Below are 25,548 nucleotides of genomic sequence, written 5' to 3' on the forward strand. Positions count from 1 at the left end.
CGGGATGTGAAGGACTGGTTCGGCCTCGTCGCGCGCCTGGTGACGGGCGGCGTGTGGATCGTCGCGGGCGCCCTCAAGCTGCCCTACCCCGCCGACAGCGTCCGAGCCGTGCGCGCGTACGACCTGCTCCCGGAAACGGTGGTCCCTGCCGTGGGACACCTGCTGCCGGTCGTCGAGGTCGTCATCGGCCTGTGCCTCGTGCTCGGCGTGCTCGTGCGGAGCGCGTCGGCCGTCTCGGCGCTGCTGTTCGTCGCGTTCATCATCGGCATCAGCAGTGCCTGGGCCCGCGGGCTCTCGATCGACTGTGGGTGCTTCGGCGGCGGGGGAGAGATCCCCGATGCCGCCGCGAAGTACCCCGGCGAGATCGCCCGCGACGTGGGACTTCTGGCCCTGTCGGTGTGGCTGGTGGTCCGGCCACGCTCGCGACTGGCACTCGACACCGTCCTGTTCCGCTCGTCCCCCGATCACGACACCGATCACGACCACGATCTCGACACCGATCACGACATTGAAGGAAGCCTCGATGGCGCAGAAGAAGACCTCGCACAGGACCGCTGAGGAGAAGGCCGCGACCGCGGCCAAGCGCGACGCCCGGCGGGCCCGGACCGAGCGCGCCCGCGCGCAGGCGGAGGAGCGCCGCAAGGCGGCCAAGCGCAAGGAGCAGATGACGCGCTTCGGACTGATCGCCGCCGTCCTCGCCCTGGTCGTCGGCGGCTACTTCCTGGTGACCAGCCTCGGGTCCGACAAGCCGGACACCGCGCCCGAGGGCGCCACCGGCAATTACGGCATGGTCGTTGGCGACGCGGACGCCCCGAAGTCGATCGTCGTCTACGAGGACTTCCTCTGCCCGTTCTGCGGCCAGCTCGAGCAGACGGTGCGTGACCAGCTCGACGCCGCCGTCGAGGCCGGTGACGTGAAGGTCGAGTACCGCCCGCTGCCCTTCCTGGAGCGGATCGACGACTACTCGCCGGAGAGTGCCAACGCCTTCGCCGTCGTGCTGAACGAGTCCGGTCCGGAGGTCGCCAAGAAGTTCCACGACCTGCTCTTCGACAACCAGCCGTCCGAGGAGGGGCCGTTCCCGAGCACCGACGAGATCATCGACCTCGCGGTCGAGGCCGGCGCCACCGAGACCGACGTACGCCCAGGGATCGAGGACATGGCGTTCGAGGGCTGGGTCGATGCGGCGGGCGAGGCCGCGTCGAAGGCCGGCATCAACGCCACCCCGACCGTGCTCGTCGACGGCGAGAAGGTCGAGGGCCAGACCATGGCCGAGATCGCCGAAGCCATGGTCGGGACCGGCAACTGACACACTGCCGGGCGTGAGCCTCCAGGAATTCATCGCCGGCCTGCCCAAGGCCGAGCTGCACGTGCACCACGTCGGGTCGGCGTCGCCGCGGATCGTCTCCGAGCTCGCGGCGCGCCACCCCGACGCCGGGGTCCCCAGCGACCTCGACGGGCTGAAGGACTACTTCACCTTCCGCGACTTCGCCCACTTCATCGACGTCTACCTCGCCGTCGTCGACCTGGTCCGGACGCCGGAGGACATCCGACTGCTGACCTACGAGGTCGCGCGGGAGATGGCCGAGGGCCAGAAGCTGCGCTACGCCGAGCTCACCTGCACGCCGTACACCTCCGTGGTCCGCGGCATCGCGATCGAGGCCTACACCGAGGCGATCGAGGACGCGCGGGTCGCCGCCGAGCGCGACTTCGGGCTGGTGCTGCGCTGGATCTACGACATCCCGGGGGAGTCCGGCATCCCCGCGGCGGACGCGACGCTGGAGTACGCGCTCGGGCACCGCACCGACGCGCTCGTGGGCTTCGGCCTGGGCGGGCCGGAGATCGGCGTGCCGCGCGCGCAGTTCCGGGAGCACTTCGACCTGGCCCGCGCCGCCGGCCTCCGGTCGGTGCCGCACGCCGGCGAGACCACCGGACCCGAGACCGTCTGGGAGTCGGTGCGCCTCCTCGGCGCCGAGCGGATCGGGCACGGCTGCTCGGCTGCCCAGGACCCCGAGCTGCTGGCGCACCTCGCCGAGGCGGGCATCGCGCTGGAGGTGTGTCCCACCTCCAACATCGCGACCCGCGCCGTCGACCGGATCGAGGACCACCCGCTGCGCACCTTCGTCGAGGCGGGCGTGACCGTGACGATCAACTCCGACGACCCGCCGATGTTCTCCACCACGCTGAACAACGACTACGAGGTCGCAGCCGGCCTCCTCGGCCTCGACGAGACCGGGGTCGCCGACCTGGCCCGGGCGGCGGTGGCGGCGTCCTTCGCCCCGGACGACGTCAAGGCGCGGGTGCGCGGGGAGATCGACGCGTACGCCGCTCAGGCCGGCGCGTCGAGCTGAGCCATCGCCTCGTCGTCGAGCGCGAGCTCCCCGGCGGCCAGGCCCGAGTCGAGCTGCTCGAGGCTGCTGACGCCCAGGATCGGCTTGATGCCGCGGCGCAGCAGCCACGCGAGCACGACCACGCTGGGTGCGACGCCGAGCCTGCCGGCCGCCTCGCCCAGGGCGGCCAGCCGGGCCGTCGTACCGGGGTGGTCGTAGGCCGACGGGAACGGCCGGTCGGCGCGGTCGTAGGACCCCTGGATGAGCGGGCTGTAGGCCCAGACCTCGACCTCGGGGTGCTGCTCGACGTAGTCACGGGTCTCCTCGGTGACCCAGCCGAAGCGGTGGTCCTTGCCCTCGACGGCGGCACCCGGGCGGGCCTCGACGTAGGACGTCGAGAGCTGGAGCGCGGTGATGGTCTCCAGGCCCTGCGCGATGGCGTGGGCGCGGGCGCGCTCGACCTGCCAGGTGGCGTGGTTGGAGAGCCCCAGCCGGGTCGCGACGCCGTCGTCGACGAGGATGCCCATCGCCTCGACGGTCTCCTCGATTGGGGTGGCCATGTCGCGCGCGTGCGCCCAGAACAGGTCGATGGTCTCGATCCCGAGCCGCTCGCGGCTCGCCATCGCGCCGGATCGCACGACCGGCGCCGAGAGGCCCTCCACCCCGCCGTCGACCGGCTCGACGCCGACCTTGGTCGCGAGGGCGACCTGCTCGCGGACGCCCGGGTTGGCGCGCAGCCACTCGCCGATGACGATCTCGCTCTGCCCGCCGTGCCCGCTCTCGTGGGCCCAGAAGGCGTAGCAGTTCGCGGTGTCGATCCACCGGCCGCCGGCCTCGACGAAGCGGTCGAGCAGCGCGAAGGAGGCGTCCCGGTCGGTGCGGGTGCCGAAGTACATGGTCCCCAGGACGAGGTCGTTGATCACGGCGCCGAAGATACTCGCGCTGGCGGGCCCCGGGACGTACTTGGCCCGGCGAACTCATACTCCGCCGGGCCTGGACAGATCCTCACGTGACCGGACGCGAGGATCGGGGATGCTCCACGGCGTGTCGCCTGGTCGTGCATGACTGGCACCCCCGGCAGGATTCGAACCTGCGACCAAGTCATTAGAAGTGACTCGCTCTATCCAGCTGAGCTACGGGGGCCTGGCGGGAGCAGTATCCCAGCCCCGACGTGCTGCGATGCGGCCGCCCGGGCGACCGCATCGCAACACGTCGTCACGCTCAGGCGGCGGCGGTGGACGGCTCCCGGACCTCGGTGGTCTCCTCGCGCCACGGCGTGCCGCTGCGCGGAGCGTCGTACGCCACCTGGTCGAGGATGCCCTCGCGCTTGGCCACGAGCGTGGGCACGAGCGCCTGGCCCGTGACGTTGACCGCGGTGCGGCCCATGTCGAGGATCGGGTCGATCGCGAGCAGCAGGCCGACGCCCTCCAGCGGGAGGCCGAGGGTCGACAGGGTCAGCGTCAGCATGACCGTGGCGCCGGTGACGCCGGCGGTCGCGGCCGAGCCGATGACTGAGACGAAGGCGATCAGGACGTAGTCGGTGATCGAGAGGTCGAGGCCGAAGAACTGCGCCACGAAGATCGCGGAGATGGCCGGGTAGATCGAGGCGCAGCCGTCCATCTTGGTGGTCGCGCCGAGCGGCACGGCGAAGGAGGCGTACGCCCGCGGCACACCGAGGTTGCGCTCGGTCACCGACTCGGTCAGCGGCATGGTGCCCACGGACGAGCGGGACACGAAGGCCAGCGAGATGGCCGGCCACGCGCCGGAGAAGAACTGCTTCACGGACAGGCCGTTGAGCCGCAGCAGCGTCGGGTAGACGCCGAGGACGACCAGCGCCAGACCGGCGTAGATCGCCACGGTGAACATGCCGAGCGAGCCGAGCGCGTCCCAGCCGTAGCTCGCGACCGCGTTGCCGAGGAGGCCGATCGTGGCGATCGGCGCGAGCAGGATGATCCACCAGAGCACCTTCTGCACCACGGCGAGGGCCGAGCGGACGAAGGAGAGGAACGGGTCTGCCGCCTCGCCGACCTTGAGGGTGGCGATGCCGACGGCGATCGAGACCACGAGGATCTGGAGCACGTTGAAGGAGAAGCCGACGGTGCCGTCACCGGTGTCGTAGCCCTCGAGGCCGAGCACGTTGGCCGGCACCAGGCCGGTCAGGAAGTCGAGCCACGAGCCCGTGCTCGACGGGGCGCTCGCCGCGTCGGAGGTGACGCTCGTGTGGTCGCCGGGCTGCAGCACCAGGCCGAGCACGATGCCGATCGACACGGCGGTCAGCGCGGTGATGGCGAACCACGCCAGCGTCTTCCAGGCCAGCCGGGCGGCGCCGGTGACGTCGCGCAGGTTGGCGATAGATGCGACGATGGCCAGGAAGACCAGGGGAGGTACGACGGCGCGCAGCAGCGTGACGAACGTGCCACCCACGGTGTCGAGGGTCTCCGTGAGCCAGTTCGGGTCGACCTCCCCGGTGGAGGCGTCGACGCCGTCCGCGCCGATGCTGCGGGCGATGAGTCCGAGAACCACGCCGAGGACCAGGCCGATCAGGACCTGAACGCCGAACGAGGGGAGCCGGAAGCGGGTGTGCTTCGCGGCCGTAACAGAAGTATTCATACTTAAAAGATAACCTTTCGGGACCGCGCCACGGCGAGGCGGGTGCGGACGACGTACGGGATCAGACGTGCAGGGTCAGTCGACGGCACACCGGAGGCGACACAGCGCGCTCCCGGTGCGGACCAGGTCGACGGCACGACGCTGCGTCAGCAGGTCCCCGACGGAGGTTGAGGTGCGCACACCAGCCCCAACCTGTGGTCCTCACCACGGATTCCGTGGTTCCTGTCACACGGTCGGCAGGCGGTCCCCAGGGTTCGCCGGGTGAACCGAATCGCCACACGGCTGCTCGCCGTCCTCGCTCCTGCTGCCCTCCTCCTGCCCGCCGCAGCCCATGCCGACCAGATGACCTTCGACGACGCCGCCGGTGACGGCAAGGCCGTCAACATGGCCGTCGCCCTGGGCGGTCTGCTCGGCGGCTCGACCCAGGAAGGGCCGCTCCTCCTCGACGCTCCGGCGGAGACGTCGACCGATGTCGTCCGCACCACGATCGACCACGCACGCAAGCGCCTCACGCTGACGGTGCAGCTCCGCGACCTCGTCGACGCCACCGGGAGCTCGGTTGAGTTCCGCATCGTCACCCCCCGAGGTCGCTACGCCCTCACCGCCGGCGTCATGGACGGCCGCACGATCGCCGACCTCTCCCCGCTCGGACGGGGCGGCGAAACCGTCACGGTGTCCGAGGACGGCGCGGTCACGGTCACGGTGGGACCGGTCGAGAAGCCCTGCCGGACGGTGCGGGCCCGCTACGACGTCGCTGCCGACACGCTGACCGCGTCCGCGCCCACGTCCTGCCTCGGCTCGCCGAGGTGGGTGAAGGTCGCGGCGGGACTGAGCCGGACGCAGGTCACTCCGCAGGCGGACGGCTCGGCCAACATCGCGAGCTTCGTCGACGACGCGTTCCGGGGCGGCGTGAGCCTGGAGAGCCTGGGTCGCAGCCCGAAGGTCCGCCGCGGCTGACCGTCCGCACACGACGAGGCCCGGCCCCCGAGAGGGGACCGGGCCTCGTGCCGTACAGGGACTACTTGCCGAGCTTGATCGCCACCTTGGTGCCGGAGCGCACCTCGAGCTTCGCCGGGACGGCCTGGCTGAGCACCTTGCCGCGCTTGGCCTTGGCGGCCTTGCCCTTCGTCACCTTGCCGAGGTCGCAGTGGGCGGCGGTCAGGGCGGTCCTGGCCTTCGCCAGGGTGAGGCCCTTCAGCTGCGGCACGACGCAGTACGTCGCCGGGACCGGGGTGGGGACGTAGACCGGCATCTGGACCGTCGCGGGGGTGGGTGCGGGCGCGCAGGCGGGGGCCACGTCGGTGAAGGCGGAGTCGCTCGCGTTGCCGACCATCGTGTTGCCGCACATGTCGTGGACCGCGGCACCGGTCTTCACGATGCCGACGTTGTTCAGGCTCAGGCTCGAGGACGACACCCACGCCTCGGAGCCGGGGCCGGCGACGAGGGCCTGGTTCGAGGTGCTGATGTGCGACTCGGCCAGCACGACGCGCGTACGTCGTCCGTTGGTCGGCTCCGCCGAGACGCCGGCCGTGCAGTTGTTCGCGAGGTCGACCTCGTGGAGCGTCACGTCGACGAAGACGTCGGGGTTGGCGGTGCCGAGCGGCAGCTCGACCCCGCGCTGGAAGCCGGAGATCGAGACGCCGTCGAGGCGCAGGGAGTTCACCGCGTTGGCCCTGACGCCGCTCAGCCCGCCGCAGCCGGTCGTGGGGTTCGAGCCGGTGATGTCGAGGTTGCGGAGCACCACGTCCGCGGTGTCGCTCGTGATGACGACGCCGTTGGTGCCGGTCGCGAGGATCGACGCCTGCGTCCCCGTGCCATCGAGGATGATCGACTTGGTGATCGTCACGGCGCCGAAGCCGGCGCTGTCCAGCGCGCTGATCGTGCCGCCGGCGGCCGTCTTGGAGATCGCGCCCGCGAAGGTCTTGCACGGTGCCGTGCGCGAGCAGGGGTTGACGTCGTCGCCGACGCCGGAGACCCAGGTGCGGGTCGCCTGGGCGTGGGCGGCAGGAGCGGTGAAGGCGATGAGCCCTGTGGACACGAGCGAGAGCACGGCGGCGGCGGTGCCGCGGCGGAGGAGTGAGGTACGCACGCGCGGAAGATGCCACGACCGGTCTGCCGGTGTCGGGCGAATGACGGAATCTTGACCGTCAGCGCGACAGCAGCACGATCACCTCGTAGTGGGTGGTGTGCGGGAACATGTCGAGCACCCGCGCCTCGACGGGCCGCAGGGACGGCATCGACGCGAGGTCGCGCGCCAGCGACTCGGCGTTGCACGACGAGTAGACGACGTGACGCACGCCCGACTCCTCCAGGAAGACGGCCAGCTCGGCTCCGATCCCGCGCCGCGGCGGGTTGACCACGACGAGGTCGGGGACGCTCGACTGCTCGAGCGCCCACTGGGTGGCGTCAGCCGCGACGAAGGCCGCGCCGGCGACCCGGGCGCTGAGCGCGGACCTGATCGCCTCGGCCGAGGCCTCGACGCCGACGACCTCGCGCGGCTCGCCGGCGAGGTGGAGCGCGAAGCCGCCGACACCGCAGTAGAGGTCCCACACGGTGCGGACGTCCGGCAGGTCGCCGACCCACGTGCGCGCCTGCTCGTAGAGCGCCTCCGCGATGGCGGTGTTGGTCTGGAAGAACGACCGGGGTCCGAGCCACAGGGTCACCCCGGTGGCCAGGCGCATGGGCATCGTCGACTCCGGCGTCAGCACGATCTCGCGCTCGCCCTCGAGCACCGCCTTGTGCTCGGGCTGGACGTTGATGGTCACCACCCGCAGCTCGGGGAGCGCCTCGCGCAGGGCGGGCAGCCGCGACCGAACGCGCGCCTCGAGTGCCGTCGACCGCATCACCAGCCGCAGCAGCAGCTCGCCGTCGGGCGACTCGGTCAGCAGGACGTGCTTGAGCTCGCCGCGCCGCGCCGCGACGTCGTACGGCGCCAGACCGGCGCTGCTGATCCACCGGGCGACCCGGTCGAGGGCCGCCCGCAGGCCGTCGGAGTGCAGGCCGCAGTCGTGCAGGTCGACCCCGGCGAGGTCACGGTCCAGGATGCCCAGCGTGGGCGCCTCGACCGTGCCGCCGACGGCCATCTTGGCCTTGTTGCGGAAGCCGGCGTCCGCGCCCGCGACGGTCGGCAGCCAGGACGGTGCGTCGACGAGCGAGCGCGCGTGCGCCTCCTTGTCGGAGAGCTGCTGTCCCCGCGCGACGCCGAGCAGCGAGCAGGAGCGGCAGCGGAAGGCGTCGAAGTGGTGGCAGCGCGGCAGCCCGTCGACGAGCGTGAGGCTGGGCGCCGGCGCCGGGTCAGCCACCGATGCGGGACCCCATCCACTCCTCGACGTCGGCCGACGTGCGGGGGAGCGAGGCCGAGAGGTTCTGGTTGCCGTCGGCGGTGACGAGGATGTCGTCCTCGATCCGGATGCCGATGCCGCGCAGCTCCTCGGGGACGAGCAGGTCGTCCTCCTGGAAGTAGAGGCCCGGCTCGACGGTGAGCACCATGCCCTCGGCGAGGTCGCCCTTCGGGTAGATGTCCGCGGACGCGCGACCGCAGTCGTGGACGTCCATGCCGAGCATGTGCGAGGTGCCGTGCAGGGTCCAGCGGGCGTAGACCTTCGACTCCGGGTCGAGCGCCTCCTCGGCGGAGACCGGGAGCAGGCCCATGTCCTCGAGCCCGTGGGCCAGCACGTCCATCGCGGCGTTGTGCGCTGCGAGGAAGGCCGCCCCGGGACGCACGGCGTCGATGCCGGCCTGCTGGGCCTTCTGCACCAGGTCGTAGAGGTCGCGCTGCAGCGGGGTGAAGGTGCCGTCGACGGGGAGGGTGCGGGTCACGTCGGCGGTGTAGAGGTTGTGGCCCTCGACGCCCATGTCGAGCAGCACCAGCTTGCCGCGCTCGATCGAGCCGGTGTTGTCGATCCAGTGCAGCGTCGTGGCGTGGGAGCCGCCGGCGCAGATCGAGTCGTAGCCGATGTCATTGCCCATCGCGCGGGCCCGGCGGAAGAAGGTGCCCTCGATCCAGCGCTCGCCGAACTCGAGCACCCGGTCCCACTCGCGCACCGAGTCCTCGAAGCCGAGCGTGGTGATGTCGCAGGCCTGCTGGAGCTCGCCGACCTCCCACTCGTCCTTGATGAGCCGCAGCTCGTCGGCCACGCGGGCAAGGTCCTCGTCGCTGGTGATGTCGCGGGTCTTGCGGTCGTCGTCGAAGGACGGCAGGTCCTTGACGTGGCGCACCTCGATGCCGAGCGAGTCGGAGATCTCCTGGGCCGACGGACGGCGGCCCGCCCACAGCTCGCCGTACTGGCGGTCGCGGAAGAACTCGTCGGTGTCGCGCTCCGAGCGCGGGCGGGCGTAGAGCACGGACTCGCCGTCCTCGATCACCAGCACTGCGTCGGAGGTCTGGTTGCCGGTGAAGTAGGCGTGCGCGGTGTCGGGGCGGAAGCGGTAGTCGGTGTCGTTGGCACGGACCTTGTAGGTGCCCGCGGGGAGCACCAGCCGCTCACCGGGGAACGCCTCGGCCAGCTTCGCGCGGCGGGCGGCGGCCCAGTCGGCGACCGCGTGGCGCGGCAACTCGAGGTCGCGGTTGCCCCAGCCCTCGCGCATGAACGCGGCGTAGGCCGCGGGGACGGCGGGGTCGTGCGACTCGGTCCGCGGCTCGTCGCCGACCGGCGTCGCGGACTCGGCAGGGTTCTCGGCTGGGATCTCCGCAGTGGGCTCGCTCACGCGGTCACTGTACGACGCACGCACGCGCGCGCACGAGGCAGATGAGCCTCCCCCAGAGGGGTGCGGCGGAAGGCGCCCTCGCGCGGCCGCTCCGTTAGGGTCGGGACATGCACCGAGGCCGCCGCGACAGTGTTGCCTTCACCGTCGTGGTGGGCGTCCTCGTCCTCATCGGTGGGATCGCGATGGCGCTCGTCATCGGCCTCTCCGGGGCTCCCGGCTCGCTGGTCGTCGCGGCCCTGCTCGCCGCCGTACCTGTCGGACCGCTCGTCGGCTGCTTCATGTGGCTCGACCGCTACGAGCCCGAGCCGCGCAACCTCCTCGTCGCTGGCCTGCTGTGGGGCGCTTTCGTCGCGACGGCCGCTGCCCTCGTCTTCCAGGGGATCGGGATGGCCGGTGGCGCGAGCGAGCGCGACAGCCTCGCGGTCGTCGCGCCGGTGACCGAGGAGGCGACCAAGGGCTTCTTCCTGCTGCTGCTCCTGTGGTGGCGCCGCCACGAGCTCGACGGCGTCCTCGACGGCATCGTCTATGCCGGCATGGTGGGCATCGGCTTCGCCTTCACCGAGAACATCCTCTACCTCGCCGCGGCCTACGACGGCACGAACGGCCTCGGCCCCGGCGGGACCACGGCGCTGACGGGCACCTTCATCATCCGCTGCCTGATCAGCCCGTTCGCGCACCCCCTGTTCACCGTCTTCACCGGCATCGGCGTCGGCCTGGCGATCACGTCGCGCCGGATCGTGGTGCGCGTGCTTGCGCCCCTCGTCGGCTTCGCGCTCGCCGCGCTGCTGCACGGGCTCTGGAACGCCTCGACGCTGTCGGGCACCGCGCACTTCTTCGTCGTCTACGGCACCCTCATGCTCCCCGCCTTCCTCGGCGTCGTGGCCTTCGCCGTCTACCGGCGTCGCTCGGAGCGCCCGCTGCTGGCCGAGGCCCTGGCCGACGCCGCCTCCCGCGGCCTCCTCCCGGCCACCGACATCCCGTGGCTGGTCGACCTGCGGGCCCGGCGGCACGCCCGGCGCTGGGCCCGGCAGCACGGCGGGACCCAGGCCGAGCGCGGCATGCGGGAGTACCAGGCCGCCGCCGTCGAGCTCGGCTACCTCCACCACCGCTACCTCCGCGGCACCGCACCGGACGACTTCAGCATCCGCGGCCAGGAGCACGTCGAGCAGCTCCGGCGGATCCGTCCGTACATCTCCTTCCCCGGACAGGTGGTGCCCACCCGATGACCGACAACACCGCCATGGTCACCGCCCTGGTCCGGCTGCGTGGTGCGCTGCAGGAGGCGCGCCTCCCGCTGGAGCTGCCCGGCGCCGAGGAGCAGCGCGCCTCCCAGGCCGAGATGGTCGACCAGCTCGAGGACTACGTCATCCCGCGCCTGATGACGCTCGACGCGCCGTTGCTCGCGGTCGTCGGCGGGTCCACCGGCGCCGGCAAGTCGACCCTCGTCAACTCCCTCGTCGGCACCCGCGTCACCACGCCCGGCGTGCTGCGGCCCACGACCCGCTCGCCCGTCCTGGTCCACCACCCCGACGACGCGAAGTGGTTCGGCCAGGACCGCCTGCTCCCCGAGCTCGAGCGGGTCTCACGCCAGACCAACGACCCCGAGGCGCTGCAGCTCGTGCCCTCACCGGCGATGAGCCCGGGCCTGGCGATCCTCGACGCCCCCGACATCGACTCGGTCGAGGAGCGCAACCGCGTGCTCGCCGCCCAGCTGCTCGCGGCCGCCGACCTGTGGCTGTTCGTCACGTCCGCCGCGCGCTACGCCGACCAGGTGCCGTGGGACTTCCTCCGCAAGGCCGCCGAGCGCTCGGCGGCCGTCGCGATCGTGCTCGACCGCACGCCGCCGGAGGCCGTCGACACCATCTCCACCCACCTCGCCCGCATGCTCGCCAGCCGCGGGCTCAAGGACTCCCCGCTCTTCAGCGTCGAGGAGGGGCAGGTCTCCGAGATGGGACTCCTGCCGTCGTCGTCGGTGCAGGAGATCCGGCAGTGGCTCCAGGCCCTCGCCGATGACCAGGAGGCCCGCGCCGCGGTCGTGCAGCAGACCCTGGACGGCGCGATCCGCACCCTGGGACGTCGTACGCACACGGTGGCCGACGCCGCGACCGAGCAGACCGAGGCCCTGCGCCGGCTGCGCGAGGACGCCAACGCCGCCTACGACCGGGCGGTCGCCGAGGTCGGCGAGGCGTCGGCCGACGGCACGCTCCTGCGCGGCGAGGTGCTCGCGCGCTGGCAGGAGTTCGTCGGCACCGGTGAGCTGCTGCGCTCGCTGGAGACGCGGGTCGGCTGGATCCGCGACAAGGTCGTCAACGCCGTGAAGGGCAAGCCCCAGCAGGCCGAGCGCGTCACCGTCGCGGTCGAGTCCGGGCTGGAGACGCTGATCCTCGAGCACGCCGAGGCCGCCGCCGAGCGCGCCGAGGCGTCCTGGCGCAGCACGGCCGCCGGCCAGATCCTGCTCAAGGACGCGGGGGAGGACCTCGGCCGGGCCTCGCGCGACTTCCGGCGCAAGGCCGAGCGCGCGGTCCGCGACTGGCAGTCCGACGTGCTGGAGATGGTCCGCACCGAGGGCGCCGACAAGCGCTCGACCGCGCGGTTCCTGGCATTCGGCGTCAACGGCCTCTCGGTGGCGCTGATGGTCGTGGTGTTCGCCCACACCGCCGGCGTCACCGGTGCCGAGGCGGGCATCGCCGGAGGGTCGGCGGTGCTCGGCCAGAAGCTGCTCGAGGCGGTCTTCGGCGACCAGGCGGTCCGCTCGCTCGCCGACCGGGCCCGCCGCCGGCTCGAGGCCTCGGTGGGCGAGCTGCTCGACTCCGAGCGCCGCCGCTACACCGACCTCCTCGACAGCCTCCAGGTGTCGCCGGAGGCGCCCGAGCGGATGCGCGCGGCGGCCCGCAAGGTCGACGACCTGCGCTACGCCGCGACGCGCACCACCCAGGGTTCGCTGGCGGAGGACACCGAGCCCTAGGGTTAAGGGTCAAAGTCCGCAAGTGCCGTGAGGGAGTCATGACGTCGTTGCTCGAAGGGGCCAAGAAGCTGGTCACCAGGAGCTCTGACATCGGCGCCCGCGTCGAGGGACTCGAGCGCGCCGCAGCCGCCGCACGGGGCCGCGTGGACGACGCCGTGGTCGACGACGCCACCGCGGTCGCCGCCCGGGCCGCCGGACGCCTCAAGCTCTCCGCCGACCACACCGTGGTCGCACTCGCCGGCGCCACCGGGTCCGGCAAGTCCTCCACCTTCAACGCCCTGACCGAGCTCGAGCTCGCAGCCGTCGGCGTACGCCGTCCCACCACGTCGTGGGCGACCGCCTGCGTGTGGGGCAAGGAAGGCGCGGAGGAGCTGCTCGAGTGGCTCGGCATCCCCGCCCGCCACCAGGTCACCCGCGACTCGATGCTGTCCAAGGGCGACGAGGACGTCGAGATGCGCGGCGTGGTGCTGCTCGACCTCCCCGACCACGACTCCACCGAGGTCTCCCACCACCTCGAGGTCGAGCGGCTGGTCCAGCTCGCCGACATGCTCGTGTGGGTCCTCGACCCGCAGAAGTACGCCGATGCCGCCATCCACGACCGCTTCCTCAAGCCACTGTCCGGCCACGCCGACGTGATGCTGGTCGTGCTCAACCACATCGACTCCGTGCCCGAGGAGCGGCGCCAGTCGATGCTCGACGACGTACGCCGCCTGCTCGAGGCCGACGGCCTCTCCGGTGTGCCCGTGCTGCCGGTCAGCGCCCGCCACGGCTGGGGCGTCGACGAGCTCCGCTCCCTGATCGTCAAGCGCGTCGCGGAGAAGAAGGCGACCCGGGCGCGGCTGGAGGCCGACGTGCGCACCGCCGCGCTCCGGCTCCAGGAGGAGGTCGGCAGCGGCAAGGTGCCGAGGCTGTCCGACGAGCGCGTCGCCGCGCTCGACGACGCCTTCGCCGACGCCGCCGGAGTGCCGATCGTGGTGAAGGCGGTCGCCGACTCCACCCGGATGCGCGCCAACCGGGCGACCGGCTGGCCGGTGACGGCGTGGTTCTCCAGGCTCCGCCCCGACCCGCTCAAGCGGCTTCACCTCGACCTCGGCGCCTCCGGCAAGGAGCTCACCGGCACGGCGCGCACCTCGGTGCCGCAGGCCACCGGGGTGCAGCGCGCGCGCATCGACAGCGAGGTGCGCGCCTTGGCCGACCAGGTGGGCGAGGGCATGGCGCCGCCGTGGGCGAGCGCGGTCCGCTCGGCGTCGATCTCACGGCTTCCGGACCTCAACGACCGGCTCGACCGCGCGGTGGCCGCCACCGACCTCGGTGCCGCGAAGATCCCCGTGTGGGCCGGCCTGGTCCGGGTGCTCCAGTACCTCCTGATCCTCTCCGCCATCGTCGGCGCCGGCTGGCTGGCCCTGCTGGCCCTCGGCTCGTACGCCAGGCTGCCCGAGCCGCCGACGCCCGAGGTCGGGGCCTTCCCGGTGCCGACGCTGCTGCTGATCGGCGGCATCGTGCTCGGTTTGCTGCTCGCGCTGGTGTGCCGATGGCTGGTTTCCATGACGGCCAGGTCGCGGGCGCGCGCGGCCGACAAGCGGCTGCGTGACGCGATCTCGGCGGTCTCCGCCGAGGTGGTCGTCGAGCCGATCCAGGCCGAGCTGGCGTCGTACGCCGCGGTGCGCGACGGACTCGCCGCGGCCCTGAAGTAGGCCACCAGCCGTCCACAGCGACGGCTCGCGGCAGGTCGTCCACAGCCCGGCGGCGCTGGCGGTCGGCACTGTCGGCCCTGCTGCCGAGCCTTGGGTTGACGCGGCGGACCCTCCGCCGCCGACACAGGAGGCATCGTGCGATGAACGACACCCAGATCACCCTGACCGGCTGGATCGGCGGCCCGGTCACGCTCCGCGACCTCGGCGACGGCCGGCAGGTCGCCTCGTTCCGGGTGGCCTGCACGCCCTCGCGCTTCCGCGACGGCGAGTGGGTCAAGGGCGCCACGTCGTGGCACACCGTCAAGGCGTGGAACCAGCTGGCCCGCCACCTGTCCCAGTCGCTCGCCAGCGGCGACCCCGTCGTCGTCCACGGCCGGCTGGTCGCCGACGTGTGGGAGCGGGAGGGCCGCCCTCAGACCTCTTTTGAGGTGGTCGCGAGCGCGGTGGGCCACGACCTGACCCACGGCACCGCGACGTTCGCCAAGGACGCGCCGGTCGAGCCGCGGGTCGAGCAGCCGCAGGTGGCCCCGGCGGCGGAGCAGGTGGCGGCCTGAGCCGCGTCCGGGACGTGTGACGGTCCGGTCGCCGGGACGACCGGATCGTCACACGTGCCGTCGAGCGTCCCGGGGGTGGCACGAGCGGGGGCGCGATTGTCGGCGCGGGTGCGTTCCCCCGTAGGCTCGCCCGCATGGCTGAGTACGTCTTCACGCTGCGCAACGTGCGCAAGGCCCACGGTGACAAGGTCGTCCTCGACAACGTCACCCTGTCGTTCCTCCACGGCGCCAAGATCGGCGTCGTCGGACCCAACGGCACGGGCAAGTCCTCGCTCCTCAAGATCATGGCGCAGCTCGACCACGCCAACAACGGCGACGCGATCCTCGACCCCGAGGCGACGGTCGGGATGCTGCAGCAGGAGCCCCCGCTGACCGAGGGCAAGACGGTCCTCGAGAACGTCGAGGAGGCGGTCGGCGACCTGAAGGCGAAGATGAAGCGCCTCGAGGACGCCTACATGGAGATGGGCGACCCCGACGCCGACCAGGACGCCCTCATGCAGGAGACGGGCGACCTCCAGACCGAGCTCGACAACGCCGGTGCCTGGGACCTGGACAGCCGCCTCGACCAGGCCATGGACGCGCTGCGCTGCCCGCCGCCGGACGTGCTGGTCGACAACCTCTCCGGAGGTGAGCGCCGCCGCGTCGCGCTGTGCAAGCTGCTGCTCCAGCAGCCCGACCTGCTGCTCCTCGACGAGCCCACCAACCACCTCGACGCCGAGTCCGTGCAGTGGCTCGAGGGCCACCTCGCGTCCTACCCCGGCGCCGTCCTGGCCGTGACCCACGACCGCTACTTCCTCGACAACGTCGCCCAGTGGATCCTCGAGCTCGACCGCGGCAAGGCGCACCCCTACGAGGGCAACTACTCGACCTACCTCGAGACCAAGAAGGACCGGCTCAAGGTCGAGGGGCAGAAGGACGCCAAGCGCGCCAAGATGCTCGAGAAGGAGCTGGAGTGGGTCCGCTCCAACCCCAAGGCCCGCCAGGCCAAGAGCAAGTCCCGTCTCGCGCGCTACGAGGAGATGGCGGCCGAGGCCGACCGGATGCGCAAGATCGACACCTCGGAGATCAACATCCCCGCGGGCCCGCGCCTCGGTGACATCGTCCTCGAGGCCGACGACCTCGGGAAGGGCTTCGAGGGCCGCACCCTCATGCACGACCTGTCGTTCAAGCTGCCCCGCGCCGGCATCGTCGGCGTGATCGGCCCCAACGGTGTCGGCAAGACCACGCTCTTCCGGATGATCACCGGCTCGGAGGAGCCCGACGAGGGCACTCTCACCGTCGGCCAGACGGTCAAGCTGTCCTACGTCGACCAGAGCCGCGGCGGCATCGACCCCAACAAGAACGTCTGGGAGGTCGTCTCCGACGGCCTGGACTTCATCAAGGTCGCCAACTTCGAGATGAACAGCCGCGCCTACGTCGCCTCGTTCGGCTTCAAGGGCCCCGACCAGCAGAAGAAGGCCGGCGTGCTCTCCGGTGGTGAGCGCAACCGTCTCAACCTCGCGCTGACCCTGAAGATGGGCGGCAACCTGCTGCTCCTCGACGAGCCCACCAACGACCTCGACGTGGAGACCCTGTCCTCCCTCGAGGACGCGCTGCTCGACTTCCCCGGTTGTGCCGTGGTCACCTCGCACGACCGGTGGTTCCTCGACCGCGTCGCCACCCACATCCTCGCCTGGGAGGGCGACGACGAGGACCCGGCCAAGTGGTTCTGGTTCGAGGGCAACTTCGCCTCGTACGAGGAGAACAAGGTCGAGCGCCTCGGCATCGAGGCTGCGCGCCCGCACCGGGTCACGCACCGCCGCCTGACCCGCGACTGATGTGACGAGCAGCCGGCCGCGAGGAACGAGCGGCCGGCGTGGGCTCGGCCAGGTCGAGGGAGCCCGCGACCGAGGCACGAGGTCGCGCAAGGCTCGTATCGAGACCAGCGCGACGCGACTAGCGGATCTCCGACTCCGGGTGGCGGGTGACGAGGTGGTCGGCGACCCGGTCGAAGACCCGCCCAACGGCGGCGAAGTCCTCCTCGGCGACGAGGTCGACGAGGTTGCGTCGCACGCTCTCCACGTGGCAGGGCGCGGCCTTGACCAGCAGCTCGTAGCCCTTCTCGGTCATCGTGGCGACGACGCCGCGGCCGTCCTCCGGGGTGGTGCCGCGGGTGACGTAGCCGACTGCCTCCATCCGGGCGACGGTGTGGGTCACCCGGCTGCGTGAGTGCGCCATCGCGTCGGCGAGCTGGGCCATCCGCATGGCGCGGCCCGGACGCTCGGAGAGCCGCACCAGCACCTCGTACTCGGTCAGCGACATGCTGAACTCGCGCCGCAGGTCGTCGTCGAGGCGCTCCTCCAGCAGCGTCATGCCCATCATCAGGGCACGCCACGAGTGCTGCTGGTCGTCGTTCAGCCAGCGAGGTTCCCCCGGGGTGGTCATAGGGGGCAGCCTAGTGTCAGGAGAGCCGCTCGAGGATCAGCGCCATGCCCTGGCCCCCGCCGACGCACATGGTGATCAGACCAGTGGACTTGTCGTGCCAGTCCAGGCTGTTGAGCATCGTGTTCTGCAGGCGCGCGCCGGTCATGCCGAAGGGGTGGCCGACCGCGATCGCACCGCCGTTGACGTTGAGCCGGTCCAGGTCGATGCCGAGGTCCTGGTAGGACGGCACGACCTGCGCAGCGAACGCCTCGTTGATCTCGACGAGGTCGATGTCACCGATGCTCATGCCGGCGTGCTTCAGGGCGTTCCTCGTCGCCTCGACCGGGCCCAGGCCCATGATCTCGGGGGAGAGGCCGGAGACGCCGGTGGAGACGATCCGCGCCAGCGGCGTGAGCCCGAGCTCGGCGGCCTTGGTGTCGGACATGACCACCACGGCGGCGGCACCGTCGTTGAGCGCGCAGCAGTTGCCGGCGGTGACCACGCCGTCGGGGCGGAAGACCGGGTCGAGGCCGGCGATGGCGTCGTACGTCACCCCGGCGCGCGGGCCGTCGTCCTTGCTGACGACCGTGCCGTCGGGCGTCGTGACCGGCGTGATCTCGCGCTCCCAGAAGCCGTCGGCGATCGCCTTCTCGGCGAGGTTCTGCGAGCGGACCGCGAACTCGTCGAGCTCCTTGCGGTCGAGGCCGCGCAGGCGGGCGACGTTCTCGGCCGTCTGGCCCATCGCGATGTAGATGTCGGGGAGGTGGCCGTCCTCGCGCGGGTCGTGCCAGTCCTGGCCACCCTTCGCGAGCTCGTCGGTGCGCGCGCCCGCGTCGTCGAAGAGCGGGTTGCGGGTGCCGGGGATGTGGTCGGAGGTGCCCTTGGCGAAGCGCGACACTGTCTCGACGCCAGCCGAGACGAAGATGTCGCCCTCGCCGGCCTTGATGGCGTGGAAGGCCATCCGGGTGGTCTGCACCGAGGACGAGCAGTAGCGGGTGATCGTGGCGCCCGGGACCTCGAGGCCGAGCAGCGTGGTGACCACGCGGGCCATGTTGTTGCCGGACTCGCCGCCGGGGAGCCCGCAGCCGAGCAGCAGGTCCTCGATCGTGGTCGGGTCGAGCGCGGGGATCTTGTCCAGCGCGGCCTGGACGACGAGGGCGGTGAGGTCGTCGGGACGGAAGTCCTTGAGCGAGCCCTTGTTGGCGCGGCCGATGGGGGAGCGCGCTGCGGAAACGATCACTGCCTCGGGCATGGAGAACTCCGGTTACTCGTCGGTCACTGTCTCCCGGCAGACTAGTGCCCCCTCAGGACCTGGTCTGCCCCAGGCCGCTGAGCAGCTGCTCGACGCTCTCGCTCACGAACGTACGCCGTCTCCGCGCCGGCAGCAGGAGCGAGGCGAGCAGCACGCCGTCGAGCGCCGCGACCAGCGTCTGGGCCGAGGCGCCGCCGTCCTTGCCGGCGCCGGTGAGCACCGCGTCCACCATGCCGACGAGGTCGTCGCGCCAGAGCGCGAACCGCTCGGCCAGCTCCGGGTCCCGGGTCGCCGACACCGTGAGCTCGAGCCGGGCGGCCAGCAGGTCAGGCTGGTCGAGCCACCGCGAGAACAGCTTCGACACCTCCGCCACGGCGCGCTCGTGGTCGCCGGGGCACGTCGCCAGCCGGCCGCCGAGGGCCTCGACGTCGGCGGCCAGCCGGTCGGCGACGAAGTCGCCCAGGGCGCCGAGGAGGGCGCTGCGTGAGCGGTAGTAGGCCGAGCTGCTGCCCTCGGGGAGGCCGGCCTCCCGGTCGACCGCCCGGTGGGTCAGTCCGCGGTTGCCCTGCTGGGCCAGGACGGTGGTGGCCGCGGCCAGGATCTCGCGACGGCGCGGCGTCAGCTCCTCGCTGGCTCGTCCCACGGTCCCCTCCCTCCGGCTCTGGTGACGCAGGACACTACTCGCAGGACTTGCTCTACGTATGTAGAAGCGTATGCTTCTACATACGTAGAACTTCTTCACCCGTAGAAAGGAACCCGATCATGCAGCTCATCGACCCCACCGCCGTCATCGCCCTCCTGGTCGTCGTCGGCATCGCCGCCCTGGCCGCCCTCACGATGGCCGCGGTCGCGCTTCCCGCCACCCTCCGCGTCACCCGCCGCGACCGCCAGGCCCGCCACGAGTCGATCCCGACCTACTACGGCCGCCTGCACTTCGCTGCCTGACCGGCGCCGAGCCACGGGCTGACACCACGACGCCCCGATCGTCTGCTTTCTGCGACGATCGGGGCGTGCGCCATTTGTACCGCTGCCCGCTGCGGTGGGCCGACCTGGACCTGCTGGGCCACGTCAACAACGTCACCTACGTCGACTACCTCCAGGAGGCGCGGGTGGACATGTTCCGCACCCACGCCCCGGACAGTCGCAGCGAGGACCTCGCCGAGGGCGTCGTGGTGGTCCGGCACGAGGTCACCTACGTCTCGTCCCTGACCTTCTCCTTCGAGCCCGTCTCCATCGAGTGCTGGGTAACCGAGATCCGCGCTGCGAGCTTCACCATGGCCTATGAGGTCTTCGCGGAGGACGAGGCCGGCGACCGCACGGTCTTCCTGCGCGCCCGCACGGTGCTGACGCCGTACGTCTTCGCGACCGAGCGCCCACGCCGCCTCAACGACGAGGAGAAGCAGGCGCTGACCAGGCTGCTCGAGCCCGACGAGCCGGTACGCCCGGCCGCCGCAAGGTCGTCGAGGTGCCGGGCGGTGACTACGCCGTGCACGTCCGCTTCTCCGACGTCGACGTCTACGGGCACGTCAACAACGTGAAGTACTTCGAGTACTTCCAGGAGGCGCGCATCCAGCTGATGGTCGCCCAGGGCAGGGAGCTGGGCGCCGGCTACCACCTGGTGGTGGCGCAGACCGACGTCGACTACCGGCGGCCGATCCTGTTCCGCGCGGAGCCCTACGACTGCCGGACCTGGGTGTCCCGGATCGGCAGCACCTCGGTGGTCTTCGAGTCCGTGGTGCGCGACGGCGACGAGGTGCTCGCCCGCGCCAAGGTCGTCGGCGTCTGCATGGACAACGAGACCGGCCGGCCGGCGCCGGTCCCCGACGAGTTCCGGGCGTTCGTCAGCGGGTGACGATCACTCCATCGTGTTGACCATGAACTGGGCTGCGTGGGTCACGTAGTCCCAGAACCGGGCGTCCTGCTCGGGCGTCAGCTCCGCGGCGTCGAGGCCGGCACGGAAGTGCACCAGCCAGCGCTGGGCGGCCGCCGGCGTCACCGCGAAGGGCGCGTGCCGCATCCGCAGCCGCGGGTGGCCACGGTTGTCGGAGTACGTCGTCGGCCCGCCCCAGTACTGCATGAGGAACAGCGCGAACCGCTCCTCGGCCGGGCCGAGGTCCTCCTCGGGGTACATCGGCCGCAGGACGTCGTCGGTGGCCACGCCCTCGTAGAAGCGGTGCACGATGGTGCGGATCGTCTCCGCCCCGCCGATCTCGTCGTAGAACGTCGTGGTCACGGCGCCATTCTCCCGTCCGACGCCAGCGCGCTCAGGTCGGGGTCTCCCCGGCGGTGTCGGCGTGCGCCGCCGACGGCGAGCTCTCCTGCCAGGCCACGCGCTGCGCCACCGCGAGGTTGATGCCCTCGTGCTCGAAGCGTGCCTTCACGCGCTCGCGCATGGTGCGGGCCACGGCCCACTGCTCCAGCGGGGCGGTCTTGAGGGTCACCCTTACGACGATGCCGTCGACGCCGAGCGACTCGACGCCCCACACCTCGGGCTCCTCGATGATCAGGCCTTGGAACTCCTCGTCCTCCCAGAGGTCGTGGGCGACCTCCTCGAGCACGCGGCGCACGTGCATGAGGTCCTCGGTGTAGCCCACCGTCACGTCGAGCACGGTCCGCGCCCAGTTCTGGCTCATGTTGCCGACGCGGAGGATCTCGCCGTTGCGGACGTACCAGACGGTCCCGTTGACGTCGCGCAGCCGGGTGACGCGGAGGCTGACGGCCTCGACGGTGCCGGAGGCCTCCCCGACGTCGACGACGTCGCCGACGCCGTACTGGTCCTCGAAGATCATGAAGATGCCGGAGAGGAAGTCCTTGACCAGGGCCTGCGAGCCGAAGCCGAGGGCGACGCCGATGATGCCGGCGCTCGCGATCAGCGGCGCGATGTCGTAGCCGAGCTCGGAGATGAACATCAGCGCGATCACGGCGAAGACGACGCCGGTGACGATGCTCTTGAGCAGGGAGCCCATCGTGGCGGCGCGTTGCACCCGGCGCGTGAAGCCCGGGTCCTCCCGGAGGTTGAGGGCCGCCCCCACCTTGCCGCCGGTGATGGCGCGGCTGAGGCGGTTGGGGAGCACGCCCACCTCGGCGCGCTTGACGACACGGTCGATGACCCGGTGGAGCAGCCACCGGACCAGCAGTCCGATGAGGATCAGTCCCACGAGGGCGGACGGCTTGCCGACGACCCAGTCCACCGCGGTGGCCAGCTTCTCGTTGCCGGTCTGCTCGAGGACCCAGGTGCAGAGGTTCTCGTCGCTCGAGCAGGTGGTCAGCGGGTTGGTCTCGCTCCCGGAGACCTCGGTCACGTTCATGATCGGGGTGATGAGGGGGTGAGGCATGCCCGCCAGTATGGCGATAGCCTTGTAGCCGTGACCAAGCCCGTCATCTCGCCCCCCTCGTCCCCGCGCTCGTCCCGGCGTCGCGTCCGCACGCTCGTCCTCGCGAGCGCGCCGGTGCTGGCCCTGGTCGCCGCCCCGGCGAACGCCGAGATGGCGGACGGCTGGGCGCCCGTCGTGGGCGTCGACGCGCTCCACGCGCTGATGCTGCTCGTCGGAGCCCCGCTGCTGCTGTTCGTGCTCATCGCCGTCGCGGTGTACCTCCCCGCGATGATCCGCGGCGAGCGGCTGCTCCCGGACCACTCCCCGGGCGAGGGCCAGTGGATCGGCGGCCCCCGCCAGGGCGTGGCCGAGCTGCCCGCCGCCGACGGCGAGGACTCCCGAGCGGGTGGCGCCAGTGGCAGCTGGTGACCCGCTGAGCGAGTCCGACCGGCTTGCCCTCGACCGCGCCATCCGCCTGGCCGAGCAGTCCAGCCGCTTCGAGTTCTCGGTCTACGTCGGCCCCGCCGAGGGTGACGACACCCGTGCCTGGGCGACCCGCCTGCACAACCGCCTCGTCGCCCCGGCGCGCAGCGTGCTGATCCTCGTCGACCCGCGCCGCCGCGTCACCGAGGTCGTCACCGGCGGCGACGTACGCCGTCACCTCACCGACGCCGAGGTCGAGCTCGCCGTCGCGGCGATGAACTCCGAGTTCGGCGCCGGCACCCTCCTCGGCGGCCTCCTGCGCGGCATCGCGATGCTCGCCGAGCACGCCCGCCCCCAGAACACCCTCCACGCGGGCTGAAGCGGCGGGCCGCTCCAGCAGCCTGCTACTCATGGGCTCGGACCGCCTCAACCTCCCCAGCCGAGCACGCGCGAGCGCAGCGAGCGCCAAATAGCACCGACCGGGCAGTTCCTCCCCGTCCAAAAGACCGACCGGGCACTTCCTCCCCGTGGGGGGGAGGAAGTGCCCGGTCGGCGGGCAGGACGGGGACGACGTGCCCGGTCAGCTGGCGTCGTACGCCTGGTTGGTCAGCGCGCGGGCGATCTCGGCGCGGGCCTCGCCGATGTAGCGCTTGGCCTGCTTGGGCGCGTCCGAGGTGGCGAGCCACTCGTCGAGGCGCGCAAGCGTGGCCTCCGAGCCGAGGGGCTTGGGGAAGCCGTACTCGAGGACGGTCGAGGCCTTGTGGAAGCCCAGCACGTCGACGAGCGTCTCGGAGGCGGTGAGGAACTTCTCGAGGTAGGGCTCGAGGACGTCCTCCTGGCCGAACCGGAAGATCGAGAAGGCGATCTCGCGCGAGGTCTCGTTGGGCGTGGCCGGGTCGACGATGGCGCTCCAGGCTGCCTCCTTGGCCTCGGCCGTGGGCTGCGAGGCCCGGGCCGCGGCTGCCTGCTCCTTGCCGGAGATGGTCTTGTCGACCTCGAGCTCGGCGTCGATCTCGGCGTCGCCGAAGCGACCGGACTTTGCGAGCGCGGTGATCAGCACCCAGCGCATGTCCTGGTCGACCGCCAGGCCCTCGACCGTGAACGACCCGTCGAGCAAGTGGATCAGGTCGTCGAGCGCGGCGTCGCTGCGGGCGGCGCCGGCGTACGAGCGGGCGAAGGTGAGCTGGTGGTCGCTGCCCGGCTCGGCGGCCAGCAGCAGCTCACGCAGCCCGGACTCCCACGTCGCCTTCAGCTCGTCTCGGTGCGCCGGGTCGGAGTAGAAGGCGACCGCGAGGGCGGTGGAGGCGGGGATCCGGGTGACGGCCCACGCGTCGGTCTCCTGGCCGATGTTGGCCAGCACCAGGTCGAGCCAGTCGCGCGTGCGCATCTCGCCGTCGCGGGTCATGTCCCACGCCGCGCCCCACACGATGGCGCGGGGGAGCGAGTCCTCGAAGGTCGAGAGCGCGGAGATCGCCGTGGCGAGCGACCGCTCGTCGAGGCGGATCTTGGCGTAGGCGTGGTCCTCGTCGTTGAGAAGCAGCAACGCGGGCTGCTCGACGCCGACCAGCTGGGGCACCTCGGTGCGGTCGCCCTCGACGTCGATCTCGAGGTACTCCCGGCGGACCAGGCGCGCGTCGCCGTTCTCGTCGGACACCGAGTCGTACAGGCCGATGCCGAGGCGGTGGCGGCGCAGCGTCGGCCAGTCGGGGTGCGCGGACTGGGCGACGGCGAAGGACGAGTACGTGCCGTCGGCGCCGAGCTCGAAGGAGGGGGCGAGGGTGTTGACGCCCGCCGTCTGCAGCCATTCCTGGGCCCAGCTGTCGAGCTCGCGGCCCGAGGCCTTCTCCAGCGTGGTCAGCAGGTCCTTGAACTCCGGGTTGCCGTACTCCCACTCCTTGAAGTAACTGCGCAGGCCCTCCAGGAAGGGCTCGAGACCGACCCAGGCGACGAGCTGCTTGAGCACCGAGGCGCCCTTGGCGTAGGTGATCATGTCGAAGTTGACCTCGACCGCGTGGAGGTCGACGTTGTCGGCCGCGATCGGGTGCGTCGACGGCAGCTGGTCGGCGCGGTAGCCGGTCTGCTTGCGGGCGTTGGCGAAGCCGGTCCAGGCGTCGGTGAAGTCGGTGGCGTTGGCCTCGCACCAGTAGCAGGCCCACTCGGCGAACGACTCGTTCAGCCACAGGTCGTCCCACCACTTCATGGTGACCAGGTCGCCGAACCACATGTGCGCCATCTCGTGGGTGATGACCGAGGTCCGGAACTCGAAGAACGAGCGCGGCTGGCGGCTGCGGGGAAGGTACTCGTCGCGCAGCGTGACGCAGCCGGCGTTCTCCATCGCGCCGGCGTTGTACTCGGGGACGTAGAGCTGGTCGTACTTCCCGAAGGGGTAGGGGTAGTCGAACTGCTCCTCGAAGAACTCGAAGCTCTGCTTGGTGAGCTTGACCAGCTCGGCCGTGTCCATGTGCTCCTTGAGCGACTGGCGGCAGTAGTGCCCGAGCGGGATGGTGCCGAACTTGCCCTCGTAGGTGTCGAACTCACCGTGGTACTCGCCGGCCACGATGGCCGTGATGTAGGTCGACATCCGCTTGGTGGTCGGGAAGCGCCACACCGCCACGCCGTCCTGCCCGGCCGCCTCGGGCTCGGGCGTGGGCGCGTTGGACACGACGACCCAGTGCGAGGGGGCGGTGACGGTGAAGGTGAAGACGGACTTGAGGTCGGGCTGCTCGAAGGTGGTGAAGACGCGGCGGGCGTCGGGCACCTCGAACTGGCTGTAGAGGTAGACGCGGTCGTCGACCGGGTCGACGAAGCGGTGCAGGCCCTCGCCGGTGTTGGAGTAGGCGCAGTCGGCGGTGACGACGAGCGTGTTGGTCGCCTCGAGGTCGTCGAGCGCGATCCGGCTGTCGACGTACGCCGTGGCGGGGTCGAGGGAGCGTCCGTTGAGCGTGATCTCACGCACCGTGGGCGCGACCAGGTCGGCGAAGGTGCTCGCCCCCGGCTCGCGGCAGGTGAACTCCAGGGTGGTCACGGAGGCGAAGGTGGTGTCTCCGGTGGTCAGGTCCAGGGCCACGTCGTACGACGTGACGTCCAGGAGGGCAGCGCGGGTGGCGGCCTCGTCCCGGGTGAGGTTGGTTCCAGGCATGCGCGCATCCTGCCACCCACCCCCGTGACCCGTCCCTTTCCGGGCGCCCGGTCGAGGTCCGGCCCACGGCGGGTCTCACGATGCAACTGGTCGTGACACTGCTGTTGACGAATCCGCCGTGGGTGGGCAGGTTGGTCCGGTTCCAGGAACAGGCAGTGGG

At 71.4% G+C, this 25,548-nt stretch carries 26 protein-coding genes and 1 tRNA gene; 14 read left to right on the forward strand and 13 right to left on the reverse strand.

The window, feature by feature from the left end; genetic code table 11:
* Nucleotides 1–6 precede the first annotated feature (6 nt).
* The 3 genes from ACE3QY_RS12290 to ACE3QY_RS12300 are packed head-to-tail and all read left to right on the forward strand — an operon-like array spanning nucleotide 7 to nucleotide 2,348.
* A complete protein-coding gene (locus ACE3QY_RS12290) occupies nucleotides 7–558 on the forward strand; it encodes a MauE/DoxX family redox-associated membrane protein (RefSeq protein ID WP_374456311.1) in 552 nt (183 codons plus the stop codon).
* Nucleotides 524–1,306, forward strand: coding sequence for a DsbA family protein (locus ACE3QY_RS12295; protein WP_374456312.1), 783 nt, complete (start codon nucleotides 524–526; stop codon nucleotides 1,304–1,306). The genes ACE3QY_RS12290 and ACE3QY_RS12295 overlap by 35 nt, the downstream gene beginning before the upstream one ends.
* 13 nt (nucleotides 1,307–1,319) lie before the next feature.
* On the forward strand, nucleotides 1,320–2,348 hold the full coding sequence (locus ACE3QY_RS12300) for an adenosine deaminase (RefSeq protein ID WP_374456313.1): 1,029 nt from the start codon (nucleotides 1,320–1,322) through the stop codon (nucleotides 2,346–2,348).
* On the opposite strand, the gene ACE3QY_RS12305 is transcribed toward ACE3QY_RS12300, so the two are convergent.
* From ACE3QY_RS12305 to ACE3QY_RS12320, 4 genes are all read right to left on the reverse strand, one after another.
* Nucleotides 2,327–3,250, reverse strand: a complete 924-nt coding sequence (locus ACE3QY_RS12305; RefSeq protein ID WP_374456314.1) for an aldo/keto reductase — start codon at nucleotides 3,248–3,250, stop codon at nucleotides 2,327–2,329. The two genes, ACE3QY_RS12300 and ACE3QY_RS12305, sit on opposite strands and share 22 nt — an antisense overlap.
* 143 nt (nucleotides 3,251–3,393) lie before the next feature.
* Nucleotides 3,394–3,470, reverse strand: a tRNA-Arg gene (locus ACE3QY_RS12310).
* 78 nt (nucleotides 3,471–3,548) lie between these two features.
* Nucleotides 3,549–4,937 carry a dicarboxylate/amino acid:cation symporter gene (locus ACE3QY_RS12315; protein WP_374456315.1) on the reverse strand — a complete coding sequence of 463 codons (1,389 nt, stop codon included), beginning with the start codon at nucleotides 4,935–4,937 and terminating at the stop codon, nucleotides 3,549–3,551.
* Nucleotides 4,938–5,012: 75 nt separating this feature from the next.
* Nucleotides 5,013–5,117, reverse strand: coding sequence for a putative leader peptide (locus ACE3QY_RS12320; RefSeq protein WP_374456316.1), 105 nt, complete (start codon nucleotides 5,115–5,117; stop codon nucleotides 5,013–5,015).
* Between the two features lie 81 nt (nucleotides 5,118–5,198).
* Here ACE3QY_RS12320 and ACE3QY_RS12325 point away from each other — a divergent pair, with 81 nt between their 5' ends.
* Nucleotides 5,199–5,894, forward strand: a complete 696-nt coding sequence (locus ACE3QY_RS12325) for a hypothetical protein (RefSeq protein ID WP_374456317.1) — start codon at nucleotides 5,199–5,201, stop codon at nucleotides 5,892–5,894.
* Between the two features lie 61 nt (nucleotides 5,895–5,955).
* Here ACE3QY_RS12325 and ACE3QY_RS12330 read toward each other — a convergent pair whose 3' ends face one another.
* Genes ACE3QY_RS12330 through ACE3QY_RS12340 form a run of 3 tightly spaced genes read right to left on the reverse strand, consistent with a single transcriptional unit; the run spans nucleotide 5,956 to nucleotide 9,644 of the window.
* Nucleotides 5,956–7,026, reverse strand: a complete 1,071-nt coding sequence (locus ACE3QY_RS12330) for a PASTA domain-containing protein (protein WP_374456318.1) — start codon at nucleotides 7,024–7,026, stop codon at nucleotides 5,956–5,958.
* A 58-nt stretch (nucleotides 7,027–7,084) separates the two neighbouring features.
* A complete protein-coding gene (locus ACE3QY_RS12335; RefSeq protein ID WP_374456319.1) occupies nucleotides 7,085–8,239 on the reverse strand; it encodes a methyltransferase domain-containing protein in 1,155 nt (384 codons plus the stop codon).
* Complete coding sequence (locus ACE3QY_RS12340; protein WP_374456320.1) at nucleotides 8,232–9,644, reverse strand: aminopeptidase P family protein; 1,413 nt, start codon at nucleotides 9,642–9,644, stop codon at nucleotides 8,232–8,234. Before ACE3QY_RS12340 ends, ACE3QY_RS12335 begins: the two co-directional genes overlap by 8 nt.
* Nucleotides 9,645–9,751: 107 nt before the next feature.
* On the opposite strand from ACE3QY_RS12340, the gene ACE3QY_RS12345 reads away from it, so the two are divergent.
* The 5 genes from ACE3QY_RS12345 (at nucleotide 9,752) to ettA (ending at nucleotide 16,674) form a co-directional block, all read left to right on the forward strand.
* The gene (locus ACE3QY_RS12345) at nucleotides 9,752–10,870 is read left to right on the forward strand and encodes a PrsW family intramembrane metalloprotease (RefSeq protein ID WP_374456321.1); all 1,119 of its coding nucleotides are present in this window, start codon (nucleotides 9,752–9,754) and stop codon (nucleotides 10,868–10,870) included.
* Nucleotides 10,867–12,609 carry a dynamin family protein gene (locus ACE3QY_RS12350; protein ID WP_374456322.1) on the forward strand — a complete coding sequence of 581 codons (1,743 nt, stop codon included), beginning with the start codon at nucleotides 10,867–10,869 and terminating at the stop codon, nucleotides 12,607–12,609. The genes ACE3QY_RS12345 and ACE3QY_RS12350 overlap by 4 nt, the downstream gene beginning before the upstream one ends.
* A gap of 38 nt (nucleotides 12,610–12,647) precedes the next feature.
* Nucleotides 12,648–14,303 carry a YfjP family GTPase gene (locus ACE3QY_RS12355; RefSeq protein ID WP_374456323.1) on the forward strand — a complete coding sequence of 552 codons (1,656 nt, stop codon included), beginning with the start codon at nucleotides 12,648–12,650 and terminating at the stop codon, nucleotides 14,301–14,303.
* Nucleotides 14,304–14,443: 140 nt separating this feature from the next.
* Nucleotides 14,444–14,857: a single-stranded DNA-binding protein gene (locus ACE3QY_RS12360; protein WP_374456324.1), complete on the forward strand. Its 414-nt coding sequence runs from the start codon at nucleotides 14,444–14,446 to the stop codon at nucleotides 14,855–14,857.
* A gap of 134 nt (nucleotides 14,858–14,991) precedes the next feature.
* The gene (ettA, locus tag ACE3QY_RS12365; RefSeq protein ID WP_374456325.1) at nucleotides 14,992–16,674 is read left to right on the forward strand and encodes an energy-dependent translational throttle protein EttA; all 1,683 of its coding nucleotides are present in this window, start codon (nucleotides 14,992–14,994) and stop codon (nucleotides 16,672–16,674) included.
* A gap of 118 nt (nucleotides 16,675–16,792) precedes the next feature.
* Here the strand turns inward: ettA and ACE3QY_RS12370 are convergent, their stop codons facing one another.
* The 3 genes from ACE3QY_RS12370 to ACE3QY_RS12380 are packed head-to-tail and all read right to left on the reverse strand — an operon-like array spanning nucleotide 16,793 to nucleotide 19,155.
* Nucleotides 16,793–17,281 carry a MarR family winged helix-turn-helix transcriptional regulator gene (locus ACE3QY_RS12370; protein WP_374456326.1) on the reverse strand — a complete coding sequence of 163 codons (489 nt, stop codon included), beginning with the start codon at nucleotides 17,279–17,281 and terminating at the stop codon, nucleotides 16,793–16,795.
* Nucleotides 17,282–17,297: 16 nt separating this feature from the next.
* On the reverse strand, nucleotides 17,298–18,512 hold the full coding sequence (locus ACE3QY_RS12375; RefSeq protein ID WP_374456327.1) for an acetyl-CoA C-acetyltransferase: 1,215 nt from the start codon (nucleotides 18,510–18,512) through the stop codon (nucleotides 17,298–17,300).
* A 52-nt stretch (nucleotides 18,513–18,564) separates the two neighbouring features.
* Nucleotides 18,565–19,155: a TetR/AcrR family transcriptional regulator gene (locus tag ACE3QY_RS12380; RefSeq protein ID WP_374456328.1), complete on the reverse strand. Its 591-nt coding sequence runs from the start codon at nucleotides 19,153–19,155 to the stop codon at nucleotides 18,565–18,567.
* A 119-nt stretch (nucleotides 19,156–19,274) separates the two neighbouring features.
* Between ACE3QY_RS12380 and ACE3QY_RS12385 the strand changes: the two genes are divergently transcribed.
* The 3 genes from ACE3QY_RS12385 (at nucleotide 19,275) to ACE3QY_RS12395 (ending at nucleotide 20,364) form a co-directional block, all read left to right on the forward strand.
* A complete protein-coding gene (locus ACE3QY_RS12385; RefSeq protein WP_374456329.1) occupies nucleotides 19,275–19,457 on the forward strand; it encodes a hypothetical protein in 183 nt (60 codons plus the stop codon).
* A gap of 65 nt (nucleotides 19,458–19,522) precedes the next feature.
* Complete coding sequence (locus ACE3QY_RS12390; RefSeq protein ID WP_374456330.1) at nucleotides 19,523–20,050, forward strand: acyl-CoA thioesterase; 528 nt, start codon at nucleotides 19,523–19,525, stop codon at nucleotides 20,048–20,050.
* The gene (locus ACE3QY_RS12395; RefSeq protein ID WP_374456331.1) at nucleotides 19,978–20,364 is read left to right on the forward strand and encodes an acyl-CoA thioesterase; all 387 of its coding nucleotides are present in this window, start codon (nucleotides 19,978–19,980) and stop codon (nucleotides 20,362–20,364) included. Before ACE3QY_RS12390 ends, ACE3QY_RS12395 begins: the two co-directional genes overlap by 73 nt.
* Before the next feature lie 3 nt (nucleotides 20,365–20,367).
* Here ACE3QY_RS12395 and ACE3QY_RS12400 read toward each other — a convergent pair whose 3' ends face one another.
* Complete coding sequence (locus ACE3QY_RS12400) at nucleotides 20,368–20,745, reverse strand: globin (protein WP_374456332.1); 378 nt, start codon at nucleotides 20,743–20,745, stop codon at nucleotides 20,368–20,370.
* A 31-nt stretch (nucleotides 20,746–20,776) separates the two neighbouring features.
* Entirely contained in the window at nucleotides 20,777–21,847 is a 1,071-nt protein-coding gene (locus tag ACE3QY_RS12405; RefSeq protein ID WP_374456333.1) for a mechanosensitive ion channel family protein, read from the reverse strand.
* A gap of 30 nt (nucleotides 21,848–21,877) precedes the next feature.
* Here ACE3QY_RS12405 and ACE3QY_RS12410 point away from each other — a divergent pair, with 30 nt between their 5' ends.
* Together ACE3QY_RS12410 and ACE3QY_RS12415 are read left to right on the forward strand one after the other, a co-directional pair.
* Nucleotides 21,878–22,255: a hypothetical protein gene (locus tag ACE3QY_RS12410; RefSeq protein WP_374456334.1), complete on the forward strand. Its 378-nt coding sequence runs from the start codon at nucleotides 21,878–21,880 to the stop codon at nucleotides 22,253–22,255.
* Nucleotides 22,242–22,628, forward strand: coding sequence for a DUF5130 family protein (locus ACE3QY_RS12415; RefSeq protein WP_374456335.1), 387 nt, complete (start codon nucleotides 22,242–22,244; stop codon nucleotides 22,626–22,628). The genes ACE3QY_RS12410 and ACE3QY_RS12415 overlap by 14 nt, the downstream gene beginning before the upstream one ends.
* A gap of 201 nt (nucleotides 22,629–22,829) precedes the next feature.
* Here ACE3QY_RS12415 and pepN read toward each other — a convergent pair whose 3' ends face one another.
* Nucleotides 22,830–25,388: an aminopeptidase N gene (gene pepN, locus ACE3QY_RS12420; RefSeq protein WP_374456336.1), complete on the reverse strand. Its 2,559-nt coding sequence runs from the start codon at nucleotides 25,386–25,388 to the stop codon at nucleotides 22,830–22,832.
* Nucleotides 25,389–25,548 lie beyond the last annotated feature (160 nt).

Origin of the sequence: Nocardioides sp., assembly GCF_041913365.1 — a bacterium.
GTDB lineage: Bacteria > Actinomycetota > Actinomycetes > Propionibacteriales > Nocardioidaceae > Nocardioides.